The organism is Dermacoccus abyssi (assembly GCF_003515945.1).
Lineage (GTDB): Bacteria > Actinomycetota > Actinomycetes > Actinomycetales > Dermatophilaceae > Dermacoccus > Dermacoccus abyssi.
The window spans coordinates 63,497-79,677 of sequence record NZ_QWLM01000011.1 but is presented as its reverse complement, the minus strand read 5'-3'; the positions used below and the strand labels follow the sequence as shown (position 1 = coordinate 79,677).

Annotated in this window: 18 protein-coding genes; 7 read left to right on the top strand and 11 right to left on the bottom strand. The window is 68.8% G+C overall.

What is annotated here, in order from left to right; all coding sequences use genetic code 11:
• Positions 1–73 precede the first annotated feature (73 nt).
• A complete protein-coding gene (locus D1832_RS10255) occupies positions 74–1,555 on the bottom strand; it encodes a hypothetical protein (RefSeq protein WP_118913816.1) in 1,482 nt (493 codons plus the stop codon).
• Positions 1,556–1,777: 222 nt separating this feature from the next.
• Between D1832_RS10255 and D1832_RS10250 the strand changes: the two genes are divergently transcribed.
• The 4 genes from D1832_RS10250 (at position 1,778) to D1832_RS10235 (ending at position 4,858) form a co-directional block, all read left to right on the top strand.
• Positions 1,778–2,692, top strand: coding sequence for a class I SAM-dependent methyltransferase (locus D1832_RS10250; protein ID WP_118913815.1), 915 nt, complete (start codon positions 1,778–1,780; stop codon positions 2,690–2,692).
• A 52-nt stretch (positions 2,693–2,744) separates the two neighbouring features.
• Positions 2,745–3,914 (top strand): RtcB family protein, encoded by a 1,170-nt coding sequence (locus D1832_RS10245; RefSeq protein ID WP_047310759.1) that lies wholly within the window; start codon positions 2,745–2,747, stop codon positions 3,912–3,914.
• Positions 3,915–4,018: 104 nt separating this feature from the next.
• Positions 4,019–4,378, top strand: coding sequence for an ArsC/Spx/MgsR family protein (locus D1832_RS10240; protein ID WP_118913813.1), 360 nt, complete (start codon positions 4,019–4,021; stop codon positions 4,376–4,378).
• A 36-nt stretch (positions 4,379–4,414) separates the two neighbouring features.
• The gene (locus D1832_RS10235; RefSeq protein WP_118913811.1) at positions 4,415–4,858 is read left to right on the top strand and encodes a YccF domain-containing protein; all 444 of its coding nucleotides are present in this window, start codon (positions 4,415–4,417) and stop codon (positions 4,856–4,858) included.
• A gap of 6 nt (positions 4,859–4,864) precedes the next feature.
• On the opposite strand, the gene D1832_RS10230 is transcribed toward D1832_RS10235, so the two are convergent.
• Both D1832_RS10230 and D1832_RS10225 read right to left on the bottom strand, forming a co-directional pair.
• Positions 4,865–5,104 carry a hypothetical protein gene (locus tag D1832_RS10230; protein ID WP_047310756.1) on the bottom strand — a complete coding sequence of 80 codons (240 nt, stop codon included), beginning with the start codon at positions 5,102–5,104 and terminating at the stop codon, positions 4,865–4,867.
• A gap of 146 nt (positions 5,105–5,250) precedes the next feature.
• Positions 5,251–5,877: a maleylpyruvate isomerase family mycothiol-dependent enzyme gene (locus D1832_RS10225; RefSeq protein WP_182434750.1), complete on the bottom strand. Its 627-nt coding sequence runs from the start codon at positions 5,875–5,877 to the stop codon at positions 5,251–5,253.
• 73 nt (positions 5,878–5,950) lie between these two features.
• Between D1832_RS10225 and D1832_RS10220 the strand changes: the two genes are divergently transcribed.
• From D1832_RS10220 to D1832_RS10210, 3 genes are all read left to right on the top strand, one after another.
• Positions 5,951–6,121, top strand: a complete 171-nt coding sequence (locus D1832_RS10220) for a hypothetical protein (protein WP_182434749.1) — start codon at positions 5,951–5,953, stop codon at positions 6,119–6,121.
• A gap of 29 nt (positions 6,122–6,150) precedes the next feature.
• The gene (locus D1832_RS10215) at positions 6,151–7,011 is read left to right on the top strand and encodes a fumarylacetoacetate hydrolase family protein (protein WP_118913807.1); all 861 of its coding nucleotides are present in this window, start codon (positions 6,151–6,153) and stop codon (positions 7,009–7,011) included.
• Between the two features lie 172 nt (positions 7,012–7,183).
• Positions 7,184–8,008 (top strand): gamma-glutamyl-gamma-aminobutyrate hydrolase family protein, encoded by an 825-nt coding sequence (locus D1832_RS10210; protein ID WP_118913874.1) that lies wholly within the window; start codon positions 7,184–7,186, stop codon positions 8,006–8,008.
• Between the two features lie 113 nt (positions 8,009–8,121).
• Here D1832_RS10210 and D1832_RS10205 read toward each other — a convergent pair whose 3' ends face one another.
• From D1832_RS10205 to D1832_RS10170, 8 genes are all read right to left on the bottom strand, one after another.
• Positions 8,122–8,706, bottom strand: coding sequence for a GNAT family N-acetyltransferase (locus tag D1832_RS10205; protein ID WP_118913805.1), 585 nt, complete (start codon positions 8,704–8,706; stop codon positions 8,122–8,124).
• Entirely contained in the window at positions 8,609–9,982 is a 1,374-nt protein-coding gene (locus D1832_RS10200) for an ADP-ribosylglycohydrolase family protein (RefSeq protein ID WP_118913803.1), read from the bottom strand. Before D1832_RS10200 ends, D1832_RS10205 begins: the two co-directional genes overlap by 98 nt.
• 182 nt (positions 9,983–10,164) lie before the next feature.
• Positions 10,165–11,265: a winged helix DNA-binding domain-containing protein gene (locus D1832_RS10195; RefSeq protein WP_118913802.1), complete on the bottom strand. Its 1,101-nt coding sequence runs from the start codon at positions 11,263–11,265 to the stop codon at positions 10,165–10,167.
• On the bottom strand, positions 11,258–11,797 hold the full coding sequence (locus tag D1832_RS10190) for a MarR family winged helix-turn-helix transcriptional regulator (protein WP_118913800.1): 540 nt from the start codon (positions 11,795–11,797) through the stop codon (positions 11,258–11,260). The genes D1832_RS10195 and D1832_RS10190 overlap by 8 nt, the downstream gene beginning before the upstream one ends.
• 126 nt (positions 11,798–11,923) lie before the next feature.
• Positions 11,924–12,319: a DUF779 domain-containing protein gene (locus D1832_RS10185; protein ID WP_118913798.1), complete on the bottom strand. Its 396-nt coding sequence runs from the start codon at positions 12,317–12,319 to the stop codon at positions 11,924–11,926.
• Positions 12,319–13,362: an alcohol dehydrogenase AdhP gene (gene adhP, locus D1832_RS10180; protein ID WP_118913796.1), complete on the bottom strand. Its 1,044-nt coding sequence runs from the start codon at positions 13,360–13,362 to the stop codon at positions 12,319–12,321. Before adhP ends, D1832_RS10185 begins: the two co-directional genes overlap by 1 nt.
• A gap of 48 nt (positions 13,363–13,410) precedes the next feature.
• Entirely contained in the window at positions 13,411–14,934 is a 1,524-nt protein-coding gene (gene adh / locus D1832_RS10175; RefSeq protein WP_118913794.1) for an aldehyde dehydrogenase, read from the bottom strand.
• 118 nt (positions 14,935–15,052) lie between these two features.
• Positions 15,053–16,171 carry a GAF domain-containing protein gene (locus tag D1832_RS10170; protein WP_118913792.1) on the bottom strand — a complete coding sequence of 373 codons (1,119 nt, stop codon included), beginning with the start codon at positions 16,169–16,171 and terminating at the stop codon, positions 15,053–15,055.
• Positions 16,172–16,181 lie beyond the last annotated feature (10 nt).

The following is a 16,181-nucleotide window of genomic DNA, read 5'->3' as shown; positions in this document are numbered from 1 at the left end:
TGCACGTCGTGACGTGATCAACGGAAAACGTGTGCGCGTCGTCGGGCCGAGATGCTCGAAGCCGGTGCGTGTGTCAGCGGCGCACGACCTTGGGCAGGCCGAGCACGGCGGCCACGCCGAGCGCGGAACGCGGGGCCCACGCCGTCCGCCACAGCCCGCCGTGAGCGGCGCCGTCGCTGAAGAGTGCCTCCGGGTGGTCGCGGTGCGGCGCCTCGCCGGGCGCCAGGTCATCGCGCATGACGTCGTGCACGAGCAGCGCAGCCATGAGGGCGCGGCTCGTATCGGGCGCGAAGACCTCGACGCCGAAGTGGTGGGCGCCGCCGTACGCCGCGCGCAGGACGGGGTTCTTCGTCACCGATCGCGTGAGCGTGGCCGGGGCGACGTTGAACGACACGCGCTTGCCGTCGGCCTCCGCCGCCACAGCACGCCAGCGCTGCAGTCGCTTCGCGACGGCGTAGTTCGGGCCCTGCTGCGCGACGAGGCAGTCGGCCACGTGCGAGTGCTTGGGGTACGGCTCGCTGAACAGCTGGCCCCGCGAGGCCAGTCGTAGCCCCTTCTTCGCGACGCCGCGACTGCCGTGGCGCTGCCAGCGTCCCCGCGAGGCGTCGACGATCTCCTGCGGCACGACGAAGGCGTCCGTCGGAGTGGCGAGGTACGCGAGGGCCGTGGTGGGGCGCATGCGTTGCAGGTACTGGCCGATGGTGTCGGCCGCCAGCGTGAGGCGGATGTGCATGCCCGAGTCGGCGTAGGCGTGCATGCCGAAGACGATCGTGTCGTCGCCGGCGTTGTCGGCGAACCAGGCTGCAACACCGGCCGGGTCGGCCACGATGTCGGCACCCGCCTCGCCGTCCCTGACGGGCAGGGTGATGCTGCCCGCCCCGGCCTCGGCGAACTTCGCGAGACGCTCGCTGACGCGCGGAATGTCCACGGCGAGGATGCGTGCGCCCCAGCGCGACAGCATGTCGGTGGGGCCCATCTCGGCGCCCGCGCCGACGCTCGCGAGGACGTGACCGGGCAGGCTCAGCCATTCCGGGTGGTTGATGACGCGCTTGACCGCTTCGGCGCACGAGGCCTCGATGACGCCCTTGGCCACCCAGGTGTCGAGCTGACGCTCGAGGTCGTGGCCCGTGAGATCGCGTCCCTTGTAGGGCACCGCCAACGCCTCGACCCGAGGCTTGCGACCGTCGATCGTGCGGTTCTCGTACGTGCCGTGAGCCGCTTCGACGGCGTCGTCGAAGGCCCACTCGGCGAGTGGTGTTTCGTGGCCGTCGTCCCCGACGACGCGCATGCGGCGGTAGGCGGAGTCGAGCCCCGCGCGGGCGATGTCGACAGCGGCCAGCGGCGTGGAGGCCGTCGTCATCGTGAGGTCGCGAACCGCGGCGAGGTAGGCCTCGCGCCAGTTATTCGCGCCCTCCACGCGTGCGGCGAGGGCCGCGTCGCTGCCGCGGACGGCGTCGGTGACGATGCCCCGAACGGTCGGGGTGGTGGGGCGCTCGGCGTCAGCGCTCTCCGCGGTGTCGGGCGCGGGGAAGGTGATGCCACGAAGCGTCGTCATCGTCTGTCTCTTCCTGATCGGGGCAGCGGTCGCTTCCACGAAATCCCACGCGGTGTGGCCGGATCATCCGAAGAACCGCCAACGTCGGACGGGCGTCTTTGGAGGTTTCCTCCAATTTCTCGATGATGAGCGGTGACCGCGGCACCCGTGCCGCGTTTCCGAGGCAACATCGTCGGAGATATTCGGTCGCGCACCGGGAGCACCTGCGTCAGACTCTCATCCATGAACTCCTTCACCACGAGTTCTCCCAGCGCCGACGCGACGTGGGAGAACTCCCGCTCGCACAATCAGGCCAACTGGGACGAGCGCGCCGCCGCGCACGCTTCGAGCCCCGACTACGCCGTCCAGCGCTTCGCCGACGACCCTGACGCCCTCAGTGGCGTCGTCGAGTTCGACCGACCTCGTCTCGGCTCGATCGCGGGCCTCGACGTCGTGCACCTGCAGTGCCACATCGGCACGGACACGCTCTCGTTGGCGCGTCTCGGGGCAGCGTCCGTCACGGGGCTCGACTTCTCGACGGCGTCGCTCGAGCAGGCGCGCAGCATCACCGAGCGCGCCGGGCACCGCGACATCCGGTTCGTTCAGTCCGATGTCTACGACGCTCCGGCCGCGCTCGAACGACAGCAGTTCGACCTCGTCTATACCGGCATCGGCGCGTTGTGCTGGCTGCCGAGCGTCGAACGGTGGGCCGCCGTGGTGGCTGAGCTGCTGCGACCAGGCGGACGACTGTTCATCCGCGAGGGACACCCGATGCTGTGGGCGCTGGGCGACAACCCAGCCACCGGTCAGCGCACCCTCGCGGACGGCGAGTTCACCGGCCCCGCGCTCGAATTCCCGTACTTCGAGATGCCCGAGCCACTCGTGTTCGACGACGGCGGCACCTACGTCGAGACCGAGCGCGAGTTCAACGCGACGGTCACGCACGAGTGGAACCACGGTCTCGGCGAGATCGTCACCGCGCTGCTCAAGGCGGGCCTGCGCCTCGACTTGTTCACCGAACACCAGAGCGTCCCCTGGAACGCGATGCCCGGCCAGATGGTCGAGATCGGCGCCGGCGAATGGCAGCTCGCCGAAGCGCCGGAACGTCTCGCCGCCACGTACACGATCACCGCCACGAAGATGGCACCCGAAACCTGACCTTGCTCTGTACTCCGTTGCGGTGCAGGGTGACCCGCAAGGAGAAAGAACAATGGAGCGCATTTCCCCGACCCTCTTCAACTGGGCCTCGATCCTCGAGGATTCGACCCGCGAGCAGGCCGTCACCACGGCGTCGATGCCGTTCGTCTTCCCGCACCTGGCCCTCATGCCGGATGCCCACCTCGGCCGTGGCGCGACCGTCGGCTCGGTCATTCCGACGCTCGGGGCCATCATCCCGGCCGCCGTCGGTGTCGACATCGGCTGCGGCATGATCGCCGTCCGCACGCAGCACACGGCGGCAGATCTGCCCACCGAGCGTGCGTCCGTGCGTCAGGCGATCGAGCGCGCCATCCCGCTCTCGGCGGGTGGGGCCAACCGCAAGATCAGCCGAGAGCACACGCAGGTGCGCATCGACGAGCTCGAGACGATGGCCGAAGAGGCCGGGTTCGACCCGGCCGCGTACGCGAAGAAGTGGAAGCTCCAGCTCGGATCGCTCGGTTCCGGTAACCACTTCATCGAGATCTCGCTCGACGAGGAGGACCGGGTGTGGCTCTTCCTGCACTCCGGTTCGCGAGGTGTCGGCAACCGCATCGCCCAGCACCACATCAAGGCGGCCGAGGCGTACTGCCGGACGAACTGGATCCAGCTGCCCGACCGTGACCTCGCCTACCTCGTCGAAGGAACGCCGCAGTTCGACGCCTACATCCGTGAACTGCGCTGGGCGCAGCACTTCGCGCTCCTCAACCGCGAGGAAATGATGGACCGCGTCGTGCGCCAGTACGCCGAGTGGGTGGGCGAGCCGGTGACAGAGCTTGAGCGCATCAACTGCCACCACAACTACACGGAGCAGGAGAAGCACTTCGGGAAGAACGTGTGGCTCTCACGGAAGGGCGCGATCAACGCCGAGGCAGGGCGTCCGGGTCTCATTCCGGGCTCGATGGGTACGGCGTCGTACGTGGTCGTCGGCAAGGGCAACGCGCTCTCGCTCAACTCGTCGCCGCACGGTGCGGGTCGTGCGTTCTCCCGTTCTGCGGCGCGCAAGCGCTTCACTGGTGACGAGCTGCGGGAGGCGATGAAGGGCATCGAGTACCGCGACACCGATGCCTTCATCGACGAGATCCCGGGCGCGTACAAGGACATTGACCAGGTGATGGCGGACGCCGCCGACCTCGTCGAGATCCGGCACACGCTGCGTCAGATCGTCAACGTCAAGGGCGATTAGTCGTAGCCCGATTCCCCCGATGGTGTGTGGCCCCTCCGCCGCGCGGCATCGGGGGAATCGGCGTTCCCAGCGGGTTGTCGGTGGCGACGGGTAGCGTCAGGGGCATGGCTGAGACCACCGTTCTGCACAACCCGCGCTGCTCGACGTCACGCGCCGCCCTCGACGTGGCGCAGGAGGCGAGCGTCGACGTCGAGGTCGTCCAGTACCTCAAAGAGCCCCTCACCCGTGAGGCCCTGCTCGAGTTGCTGGGCAAGCTCGAGGACGCACCCACTGACCTCGTGCGTCGTGACGCCACGTTCAAGGAGCTGGGCCTCACCGACGCCGACGTCGCGACGCCCGAACAGGTGGCCGACCTCCTCGCGGAGCACCCGAAGCTCATGCAGCGCCCCGTGCTCGTGCATGGCAACCGCGCCATCATCGGGCGCCCGAAAGACCGCGTGCCCGCGTTCCTCGCAGGCAACTGACTTCTCGCACTACTGATCACCACTGGGGGAGGCCGCGTGAAGACGCTGCTCAACATCATCTGGTTTGTGCTGGCCGGCTTCTGGCTGTGGATCGCGTACGCGGTCGCGGCTCTCGTCATGTGCATTCTCATCGTGACGATTCCGTTCGGCATCGCGTCGTTCCGCATCGCCAACTTCGCGGCCTGGCCCTTCGGCCGCACCTACATCGACAAGCCGACCGCCGGCGCGGCGTCGATGATCGGCAACGTCATCTGGTTCGTGTTCGCCGGCCTGTGGATCGCGCTCGCGCACATCGGCACGGCCATCGCGCTCGCGGTGACGATCATCGGTATCCCCTTGGCGTGGGCGAACCTCAAGATGATCCCGCTCGCGCTGTTCCCCCTGGGCAAGGAGATCGTGCCGGAGGGTGCCCTCGCTCCGCCCCGGTACACACCGCCGCAGGCCTACGTCCAGGGCGGCCCGCCACTTTCGCGCTACTGAGTGGCCTCACGTGTAGGGGTAGGGCTTGGGCGTTCCGTCGTCGTCAATGCCGTAGCCGCTGCGAGGGCTTTCCTTCGGTTCGTCGAAACTCACCCAGCGGCGCAGCAGGCCGGGCACGAGGAAAACCACCCACGCGATCTCCCACGCGTGGAAGGCGAAGCCGAGCACGAAGAACGTGATGAGCGCCAGGGTGCCGGAGACTGCGAGCAACTTCTGCGCGGTGGTCATGGGCTGGTTGGTCTTCATGCCTTCACTCTTCCCCCGTGGTGGTCGCGCAGCCCGGGGTTGGTGTCACGAACGCCCCATGACATTCGTCAGGGGGATGACGAAGGGCGCCCGCCGCCGACACGAATGTCGGAGACGAGCGCCCTTCGTTCCTGAGCGGCGCCGCGTTACTTCGTGAGGCGGGCGCGGTACTCGGGCAGGCCGTCGCCGGCGAGGTCGTCAAGGTACTCGGCGCGGCCCGTCATCGTCATGATGAGCGCGAGCAACGGGCCCTGGACGATCTCACCCTTGCCGTGATCCCACTTCTGGTCCGTGGCCATGAGGTGCAGGCCGTCGATGCGCTTCTTCACACCGAGGCCACTCGAATCCTTGTAGTAGTCGCCGAGCTCACGCAGCGTCTCGAGCGGGTACTCGCGGGTGAGCCCGAGCGAACGGCGGATGTCTTCGGCGTGCACGAGCGTGTCACCCAGCATCGCTTCGCCGCTCAGCGGGGCGGTGCGCTCGTGGAGCACGGCCTTGAACGCGGCGAGCGTCTCGGCGGGCGTGCCCTTCGAGTACTCGGCCACGCCGGCGTCGATGGCGGCCTGGAAGTCGCCCTTGTGCTTGAGCACGAGCTTGGCGACGTCGGCCTTCGACGTCGAGGCGCCGGAAGCGAGGTGGGCGACGACGTCCTGGATCGTCCAGCCCTCGCACAGCGACGGGCTGCGCCACTGCTCGTCGGAGAGCTGCTCCAGCTCGGCGAGGAGAGCCTCGCGCTCGTCGTGGATCTTCGTCCACACCATCTCGTGCGACATGACGTTGCCTTTCGTCGGGGCCGAATCTTGGCTCCAGTCTGCCGAAACGGCGAGCGATCGGCCATCCGAGCGCGTGAACCTGATCACAGCGCGACGGCTGTTCGCGCGCGGGAAATCACTCGACGGCGGCTTCCTGGCGCCGCGCCGCACCGACATCGACGACGACGTCAAGCGTCAGAAGGCTGCCGCAGCCGATGAGGAAGCCGGACCCGAGCACATCCCCGACCTGCCCGCCGCCGGCTGACCACCCGAAAACTTCGAGGAGTAATCACCATGGTCACCAAGGAATTCCGTCGCATCCTGCTCGACGGCAACCCCGTCGACGTCGTCGTCGAGGGTGACGAGCTCGTTGCCGGTGACGGCCGCCGCGTCGCCATCGCCGACGCCACGCACCTGCCGCCGGTGACGCCGAGCAAGATCGTCTGCGTCCACCTCAACTACCGCAGCCGCGTCGAGGAAATGATGACGTCGCTGCCGAAGGCGCCCACCTACTTCCACAAGCCGGTCTCCGCGCTCAACACGCACGAGGGTGCCGTCGTGCGGCCCGAGGGCTGCAAGTGGCTCAACTACGAAGGCGAGATCGCCATCGTCATTGGCAAGACGTGCCGCAACATCTCGCCCGAGGAAGCCGGGGACTACATCCGCGGTTACACCGTGGCCAACGACTACGGCCTGCACGACTTCCGTGACACCGACTCCGGTTCGATGCTGCGCGTCAAGGGCGCCGACACGCTCTGTCCGGTCGGCCCGGGCATTGTCGAGGGGTGGGACTTCCGCGGCAAGCGCATCCGCACCATCGTCAACGGCGAGGTGAAGCAGGACGGCACGACCGACGAGATGGAGTGGGACATGCACTACCTCGTCGCCGACATCGCCCGCACCATCACGCTGCAGCCGGGCGACCTGCTGCTCTCGGGCACGCCCGCGATCTCGCGCACGGTGTACCCGGGTGACGTCGTCGAGGTCGAGGTCGAGGGTCTCGGCACGCTGCGCAACCACATCGTCACGGGGCCGACGCCGATCCGCACCGACGTCGGCGCTCAGGTGACCGAGTCCGAGGAAGTTCTCTCCACCGCCCAGGGTGGCGACTGGGAGTTCCGCGGCATCCGCAAGCCGAAGCCGCCGCAGCCCTGATCGTTCGGGCCGGGGCGCTTGCCCCGGCCCGCTCAGGTTTCGGCTTCAGGGCGCGACGTGGCGTCGCGGCGCCTTCGCACCTGAACCGCCCTGCTTGAGGTGCCGAATCGTCATGGAGCCGGTTCGGTACCTCGAGCAGGGGCACGATGTGATCGTCAACGAAGGAGGGGGCATGGGTCGGCCCATCATCGCTATCCCGGCGCGGTTCTCGGCGTCGGCATCGGCGCTGCGGTTCGGCGCCGACGTGACGGCGCGCAAGCTGCTCGACGCCGTGTGGGCCGCGGGTGGCGAGCCGGTCGTCATCCACCCGGTGGCGCCCGTCGGCGACGACCTACCGGCCGACCGGCGCATCGACCCAGCGCGTGGATTCAGTGCGTTGACACAGGATTTCGTCGACGAGGTCGCCGAGCGTGTGGCCTTTGCCGACGGCATTCTGCTGCCCGGTGGCGGCGACGTGTCGCCGGTCTGGACCGGCGATGCCCTGCACGAGACGCACTACGACGTCGACGTTGAGCAGGACGCGTTCGACTTCGCCCTGGCACGCGTCGTCATCGAGCGCGGTGTGCCGGCGCTCGCGATCTGCCGCGGCATGCAACTGCTCAACGTGGCCCTCGGCGGCACGCTGCACTTCGACATGGACGACGAACTCTCCGTCGAGGCGCACCGTCACCGGGTCGAGGGCGTCGAGGTGGACGCCGATTCGCGCCTGGCGGGAGTACTCGGCGTGCCGCAGGTGCGCGCCAGCTGCTACCACCACCAGTGCCTCAAGGACGTGGCGCCCGGATGGCGCGTCGTGGCGCGGTCGTCGGACGGCGTCACCGAAGCGGTGGAGCTGGACGGCGGCGCTGCGGGTGAGGGTGCGAGCGGTGCGGCCACCATTGCGGGCGGCGCGAGCGTTGTCGCGGTGCAGTGGCACCCGGAGGACACCTTCGACACCGACCCGCAGCAGGCGAAGCTCTTCGCCGACCTCGTCGAGCGGGCGCGTCAACGCGCGTGAGCGATCGCTGATCGGCGCAGTGCCAGAGGTTGGGCAGACTTCCCCGCGGTTGGGCAGTGTGTGCCTCTACCCAGCCGCGGGAAACTCTGCCCAGCCACCTCGACGGGGTGTCGTCAGGCCGGTCCGCCCGACGAGCGCCACGCGCCGAGCGGCTCGTCAGGGTAGTCCATCTCGTCGACGCTCTCGTCGGTGAGCGTGAACCCGCGCTTCTCGTAGTTGGGAAGCGCTGCGGGGCCGTCGAGGTCGCACGTGTGAACCCAGACGCGCGACGTCGCGGACAGGCCGTCGTGACGCTTGCCGAGGCTCCACGCCGAGGCGATGCCGTGCTCGAGCAGCGCCCGGCCGATGCCGCGTCCGATCGCTTCCTCGACGAGGCCGAAGTAGCGAATCTCCACCGAGGCCGGGTGCTGATCGTCCTTCGTCGGCTGGATCTGCACATACCCAGCGGGTGCGCCGTCGGCGTAGGCCACCCACGTCTCCGTGCCGGGAACGCCGAGGTCCTCGAGCCACTGCTCGCGTGACCACGCGAGGCGGTCGGTCCACGTCCACGGTCCGCCGACGACGGCGTAGAGGTAGCGCGCAAACTCCGGGGTGAGGTGCTCAGCGAGGTCGATGCGCACGCCGTCGGGCAGCGTCGCAGCCAGTTCGGGGCGCGTCGTCATCTCGAGCGTCCAGGTCGTGACGGTGCGTGCGGGCATGGTGACCTCCGGCCGGTGCGTGGCGTTGTTCTCGCAGCCTACGAGTCGGCACGTGTCGAGAGTGCGGCGGCATCGTCACCTCACGCCGTTGGGCAGAGTTTGCTGCCCTTGGGTCGAGGCGGTGACTACCCAACCGCAGGGAAGTCTGCCCAGCAATGAGGGGAGCATCCGGTGGGGGACGGGGGCGCCTCCCGTCCCCACCGCGCGTCACGCCGTCGCGGGAGCCGAAGCGCGGGGCGCTTCGATGGCGCGGGCCACCTCCAGCGCGGTCTGCCAGAGCAGTCCGTCGATCGCGGTGACGCCGAGGGCCCGGCGGATCTGTTCGGCTGCGGCGTCCGTCGTCAGCCAGCGGTACTTCGGCGTAGACGAGAGCGACCGACGGCGTGCGGTGGTGAGCGTGGACGCAGTGCAGCAGCACGTGGTGTCCCTGGGAGCGCAGCTCAGCGACGACGTCGGCTGCGTCGATGAGGGTGGCGGCGAGGTCGTTGTGCGTCGCGGGGTCGTCGGAGTCGACGAGCCAGAACTCGACGTGGCGCTCCGGGTAGTCGGCGAAGAGCCGCTCGGCGGAACCGATCCGCGAGAGGCTGACGACGGCGTCCGCGTCGGTCGTCGTGAGGCAGCTCTGAGTGCCGAGCCGCAGGCCGCCGTCGAAGGCCACGGTGACGGCGGGGCGGCTCGTGATCTCCGGTTCGTGCGCGCGGCGCGGCCACGCGTCAGCGGGTGCTTCGCCGGCGGTGCGCAGGGCGAGCTCGACGAGGTCGCGAGCGCGCAGGCCCGGCCAGCCGTGGATGCGGCGCCGCCACGTCGCGGGGATCGCCGAGACGCCGTAGACGGCACCGAGGAGGGCGCCGGTGATGGCGGCGACGGTGTCAGTGTCGTGCCCGGCGCTCGCCGCGGTTTCGAGGGCGGCGCGAACGACGAGCAGAGCCTCGCCGTCTCGGCCGCGGAAGGCTGCGCGGGCGCTCGTGATGGCGGCGTGGGCGGCCCGCAGGGCGCCGAACGTCGAGCCGTTCGCCTCGATGGTGGAGGCGTCCGCGCGGGTGGCCGACTCGAGCCAGGATACCCACTGCCCGCGACGCTCCTCGGGCAGGAGATCGAGCCCGGCGAGAAGGTCGTACTCGCCGGTGAGCACACCGCGGCGCACAGCCTCCGCGTGAAGGACGCAGGAGTCGAGGACGAGCGGGTCGGCGTGCGTCAGCTCGGCGACACGGCGCGCGTTGGCCGCTGTCAGCTCGCGGTCGTCGAGTGCCGTCACGCCCCCGGGCGTGGAGGGCACGGCGGAGGCTCATCTCTGGTGACGTGTCACGGCGGCGCTGCCCGCGCTTGCACCGCGAGACCATGGCGTCGGCCGGAACGGGTTTCACCCGACTGAAGTTACCCATCTGCCCCCGGTTTGCGCAGTACCTGGGGACGGCATCGAGGCAAGCTGTGCGCTTGTCCCGGCCCGCCCGGTCAGCGTCACGCCCCGAGGTAGGGGAACTGGGCGTGCAGACGTTCAGCGTCGTGGGCCACGTCGGCGGGCAAGGTGTCGAAGCCGACGACGTCAAGCGCTCGTCGGCCGGGACGCCCGCCGCGACGCCAGGTGCCGACGATGGTGCCCGCGTGCATGATGCCGCGCTGGAAGACGCCGTTGTTGCCGGGCACGAGTCGCGGATGGTGTGCCTCTTCGAGCAGGGCCAGCCGGTCGGGGTAGCCGAGCACGATCTCGTCGAAGCCGGGCAGGAGGAACAGCCCGTCGGCGGCGTCCCCCGCGGCGTCCACCTCGTCGTCGAGTGTCTGACGCCAGTAACGGCCCTCATCGGAGTCGTCGCCGACGAACTCGTCTGCGATCGTGGCGAAAGCGCGGCGAATCTTCGTGATGGGCAGCTTGGTCCACCAGGCGAAGTCGCGCAGCGTGGCGGGGCCGTGGCTCGTGAGGTATCGGCGCAGCAGTTCGGCGATGGCGGAGGTTTCGTCACCGTTGAAGCGTTCCCCGAGCGACGACCCGGCGGGCAGCCAAGCCTGAGCTGACACGACGTTGTTGTCCGAACCGTTCCACGGCCCGTACACGGCAACGCCGGTCGCGATGAGGTACGACAGCATGTGGTAGCCGCGGCCGCCGGCGGGGGCGAGGCCCGCCGCCTCCCAGTGGGCGAAGAGGTCGCCGCGCGACAGCCCGCGCGGTGAGGCGGTGCACTTCGTCAGGAGAATCTCCTGCGCCCGCGCGATCTGCTCGTCGTCCAGCTCCAACTGGGCGCGGCGCCTCACCTGGGCTTTGACGGCCGGTCCCGCGCAGAGCTCAGTCATCCATCGGACGTCCTCGGCGGCCACGGCGAAGACAGTGCCACGCATCGGATATCCGCGGACGACGGAGCCGTCGTCGAAGGCGGCCACGACGCCGTCGAGCCCGAAACGCCCACCCGGCTCGCTCAACCGCAGCGCAATGGACGCCATGACGCCCTGCAGGTCCTGCCCCTGCATGGCACCGAACGCAGCCACGGCGTCGTGGGGACTGCTGAAGGGCCGGGTCGCCAACCCTTGGGCCACGAGGCGGCGGCGGACCAGCGCGGAATCAACCATGAGTCACGCCTGACTCGGGCCTCGGGCCGTCGGCGCTCATGGACTCGGCCGTCGTGACGACCTTGCGCAGCGCCTTCGTCAGGACGTCGACTTCCTCGGGCGTGAGACCGGAGATGAGTTCTTCCTCGAGGGCGTTGAAGCGCGGGAAGAGCTCCTCCATGAGGGCCACGCCGGCCGGGGTGAGGCTCAGGTGGGCGAAGCGCTTGTCCGTGCTCGACTGGCTGCGCGTCAGCCAACCCCGCGCACTGAGCGTCTTGACGACCCCGCTCAGCGTCGCCTTCGAGATGCCGGCGCTGTCGGCGACCTCACGCGTTTCCGGGGCGTCGAAGATCCACACGCTCCACAGGACGACGAACCCGGTCCACGACAGGTCGTGCGGACGCAGAACGGTGTTCATCATGTGATTGCGCGACGCGTTCGCGGCGCGGTGGATGCTCGAGACGGCGTGCATCGCGTCAGCGTTGATGTCGACGTTCGCCAAGCGACCGGTCACGGCGGCCTCGGTCTCGACGAGCGTGTGATGGCTTGGCATGCGGACAGATTAGCCGTCACGCCACAGCGATCTCCTCCTGGCACGGCCTCGCCCGACGCTCACACCGACAACGCCGAACGCGGAGGCCGTGGCGAACCACGGCCCCCGCGCTCGACGATCGAGCCGTCAGCCTCCGAGCACGTCCGAACGGATGAGGAAGCGCTTACCGGTCGGGCTCTCCACGGAGAAGCCGCCACCGCGTCCGTCGACGACGTCGACGGTGAGGTGAGTGTGCTTCCACGTCTCGAACTGTTCCCGGCTCATCCAGAACTCCAACTCGGCATCGTCGCCTGCCACGTCCGGGAGCGTGAACGTGCCGAGCAGGACGTCGGCCTGACCCGTGCGGAACTGTCCTGCCGGGTAACACATCGGGGTCGACCCGTCACAGCACCCGCCGGACTGGTGGAACATCAGACGACCGTGCTCGGCCACGAGCTGGTGCAGCAGAGCGACGGCGTCCGGCGTCAGGGCGACCCGGCTGACGGTCTCTCCGGCCACACCGGCTCGTGACTCGAGGTTCATCACTTGTCCTCGCGCTCCGTCGTGTAGTCGATGACGACGCGCCCGTCGATCTTGCCGTGGTGCATCTCGTCGAACACCGCGTTGATGTCGTCGAGGTTCCGCTTGCTGAACGTCGGGTGGATGAGGCCTCGGGCATAGAAGTCGAGGGCCTCCACCATGTCCTGCCGGGTGCCGACGATCGATCCGCGGATCGTCAGGCCCTTGAGGACGACGTCGAAGATCGGCGCCGGGAAATCACCCGGGGGAAGGCCGTTGAACACGATGGTTCCCCCGCGGCGCGCCATTCCGATGGCCTGACCGAACGCCTTGGGGTGCACCGCCGTGACCAGCACACCGTGAGCGCCGCCGCCGGTGGCGTCGAGGACGGCCTGCGTCGGGTCCTCGACCGCGGCGTTCACCGTGACCTCCGCGCCGTGCTTCTTCGCGAGCTCCAGCTTGTCGTCGGCGACGTCCACGGCGACGATCCGCATGCCCATGGCCTTGGCGTACTGGACGGCGATGTGCCCCAGCCCGCCGATGCCGGAGATGACGACCCACTGCCCGGGGCGCACCTCCGTCACCTTCAGACCCTTGTACACGGTGACGCCGGCGCACAGCACGGGAGCGATCTCGTGGGGGTCCGCGCCCTCGGGGATGCGAGCGGCGAACGTGGCGTCGACGAGCATGTACTGCCCGAACGAGCCGTTGACGCTGTACCCGCTGTTGGTCTGCTTCTCGCACAGCGTCTCCCAGCCGTTGCGGCAGTGTTCACACGTGCCGCACGCGGAGGCGAGCCAGGCGTTGCCCACCATGTCGCCGACGGCGAGTTCGGTGACGCCCTCGCCGAGTTTCTCGACGACGCCGACTCCCTCGTGGCCGGGGATGAACGGCGGTTCGGGCTTGACCGGCCAGTCACCGTCCTTGGCGTGCAGGTCGGTGTGGCACACACCCGATGCGATCAGCTTGACGAGCGCTTGACCCGGCCCGGGTTCCGGCAGTTCCACATCCTTGACGTTCAGGTCTTCGCCGAAGACCTCCACGACTGCAGCTTGCATGGTGCTCATGACTCTTCCCTTCGTGTGGTTGCGATCTGATCCGTGATGCGGGTCGGCTCAGAAGAAGCCGAGCTTGTTCTCCGAGTAGGAGACGAGGAGGTTCTTCGTCTGCTGGTAGTGGTCGAGCATCATGAGGTGGTTCTCCCGCCCGATGCCGGAGCTCTTGTAGCCGCCGAACGCGGCGTGTGCCGGGTAGTTGTGGTAGTTGTTCACCCACACGCGGCCCGCCTGGATGTCGCGGCCCGCGCGGTAGGCGGTGTTGCCGTTGCGGGACCACACACCGGCGCCGAGGCCGTAGAGGGTGTCGTTCGCGATCTTCAGTGCCTCGTCGTACGTGCCGAACTTCGCCACGGACACGACCGGCCCGAAGATCTCCTCCTGGAAGATCCGCATGTTGTTCGTGCCCTCGAAGATGGTCGGCTCGACGTAGAAGCCGCCGCCCAGATCGCCGTCCAACTCGGCCTGCCGACCACCGGTGAGCACCTTCGCGCCTTCCTTCTGGCCGATGTCGAGGTAGGACAGGATCTTCTGCAACTGGTCGTTGGAGGCCTGCGCACCGATCATCGTCGAGTCGTCGAGCGGGTTACCGGCCTTGATCTTCTTCGTGCGCTCGACGACGTCGGCCATGAACTGGTCGTAGATCGACTCCTGGACGAGCGCGCGTGACGGGCAGGTGCACACCTCGCCCTGGTTGAGAGCGAAGAGGGTGAAGCCCTCCTGCGCCTTGTCGTAGAACGCGTCGTCCGCCTGCGCGATGTCCTCGAAGAAGATGTTGGGGCTCTTGCCGCCGAGTTCGAGGGTCACCGGGATGAGGTTCTCCGAGGCGTACTGCATGATGAGGCGGCCGGTCGTCGTCTCACCCGTGAACGCGATCTTGCGGATGCGCTTGTTCGATGCGAGCGGCGCTCCGGCCTCGACGCCGAACCCGTTGACGACGTTGACGACTCCTGCGGGGAGGAGGTCCCCGATCAGTTCGATGAGCACCATGATCGACGCGGGCGTCTGCTCGGCGGGCTTGAGGACGACGCAGTTGCCGGCCGCCAGCGCCGGCGCGAGCTTCCACACGGCCATGAGGATGGGGAAGTTCCACGGGATGATCTGCCCGACGACGCCGAGCGGCTCGTGGAAGTGGTAAGCGACGGTGTCCTCGTCGATCTGCGAGAGGCTGCCTTCCTGCGCGCGGATGGCACCGGCGAAGTAGCGGAAGTGGTCGATCGCGAGGGGGATGTCGGCGTTGAGCGTCTCGCGCACCGGCTTGCCGTTGTCCCACGTCTCCGCGACGGCGATCTTCTCGAGGTTCTCCTCCATCCGGTCGGCGATCCGGTTGAGGATGAGTGCCCGCTCCGCGGGCGAGGTCTTGTTCCACGTCGGTGCCGCCGCCCATGCCGCGTCGAGGGCTGCCTCGATGTCCTCGGCGGTGCCGCGGCCCACCTCGCAGAACGTCTTGCCGGTGACCGGGGTGGGGTTCTCGAAGTACTGCCCCTTCTTCGGCGCGACCCATTCGCCGCCGATGAAGTGCTCGTAGCGCTTCTTGAACTCGACCTTGGAGCCCTCGGTTCCCGGGTTGGCGTAGACCGTCATCGCAGCTTCCTTTCCCTGAGCCCGCGGGATGTGACGCGGGGTTGCGTGATGTGCGTCACGTTACGAAGGGCTGCGTTGCATCAACGTTGCACTGCCCGTGCAACGCGCTGTGCGGGCGTCAGTTCGCCTGGCGCAGACGAGTGTCGAGCTGTTCGAGATGCGTGAGAACGATGGCCCGCTGTGGCGCGCGCGGTGGCAGGACGGTGAGTGCCATGTGCCACGACTCGACGTCATCGGCGGCCTCGGGCAGGTCGAGGTAGCGCAGAAGGGTCTCGGGAGTGGCGTCACTGAGCATCGCTTCGCGCAGCGACCCGGACGTCGAACGCAGCAGGTCGACGACGGGCTCCGCCTCGCTGTGCGTCAGCGAGGCTCCGCGATACAGCTCGAGGGCTTCGTCGTGCTCGCCGCGACGCAGATGCTCCGTGACCTGGACGGCATCGATGAGCAGTGGCCCCGTGAGGCGGTAGGGGCGGCTTTCGAGGTTCGGCGCGCCGGGAATCGTGTCGAGCCGTCGACGAAGCCGCAGCAACTCGCCGCGGATGGTGGCGGGCGGCGTGCCGTCCGGGTAGACGAGGGCCCCGATCTCGTCGGCGCTGAGGCCTTGGGGTTCGAGCGCGAGCGTCGCGAGGAGTTCGGCGTGGCGGTCGGTGAGTGCGTGGGTGGCCGTACCCGTTTCGATGCAAGGGCGGCCGTGGTGGACGAGACGCAGCCGCGCGCTCGTGTGCGGTGGAGGGCCGGCCGGCACCCCGGCGAGGCGAAGTTCACGAGCCACCGCGGCCGCGGTGGCCTGCACGAGTGCGAGGGTGCGCCGGTCTGCCGCAGCGTCACCTCCCGTCACGTCGAGAGCGCCGAGCACCTCGCCGGTGACGGGGTCGACGAGCGGCGCCGCGGAGCAGCTGAACGGGTGGACGTCCGGGCGCGTGTGCTCCTCGCGATGGATCGAGACCGCCTCGCCGCGGGCCACAGCTCGGCCCGGCGCGTTCGTGCCGACCTGGGCCTCCGACCAGTTCGCCCCCGCGGTGAAGCCGATGCTCTCGGCGCGGCTGCGGGCGCGGGAGTCTCCGTCGACGTAGTGCAGGCGTGCCTCGCGGTCCGCGATGGCGATGACGAGACCCTCGTCGCGTGCCGTCGAGCTCAACAGCGAACTGACGAGGGGGATCGCGTCGGCGAGCCGAGCGTGGACGCAGCCGGGGCCGCACCCGCAGGCGCAACCCTGTGGACGGGATTTGTGCCGCATCCCTTCCCCT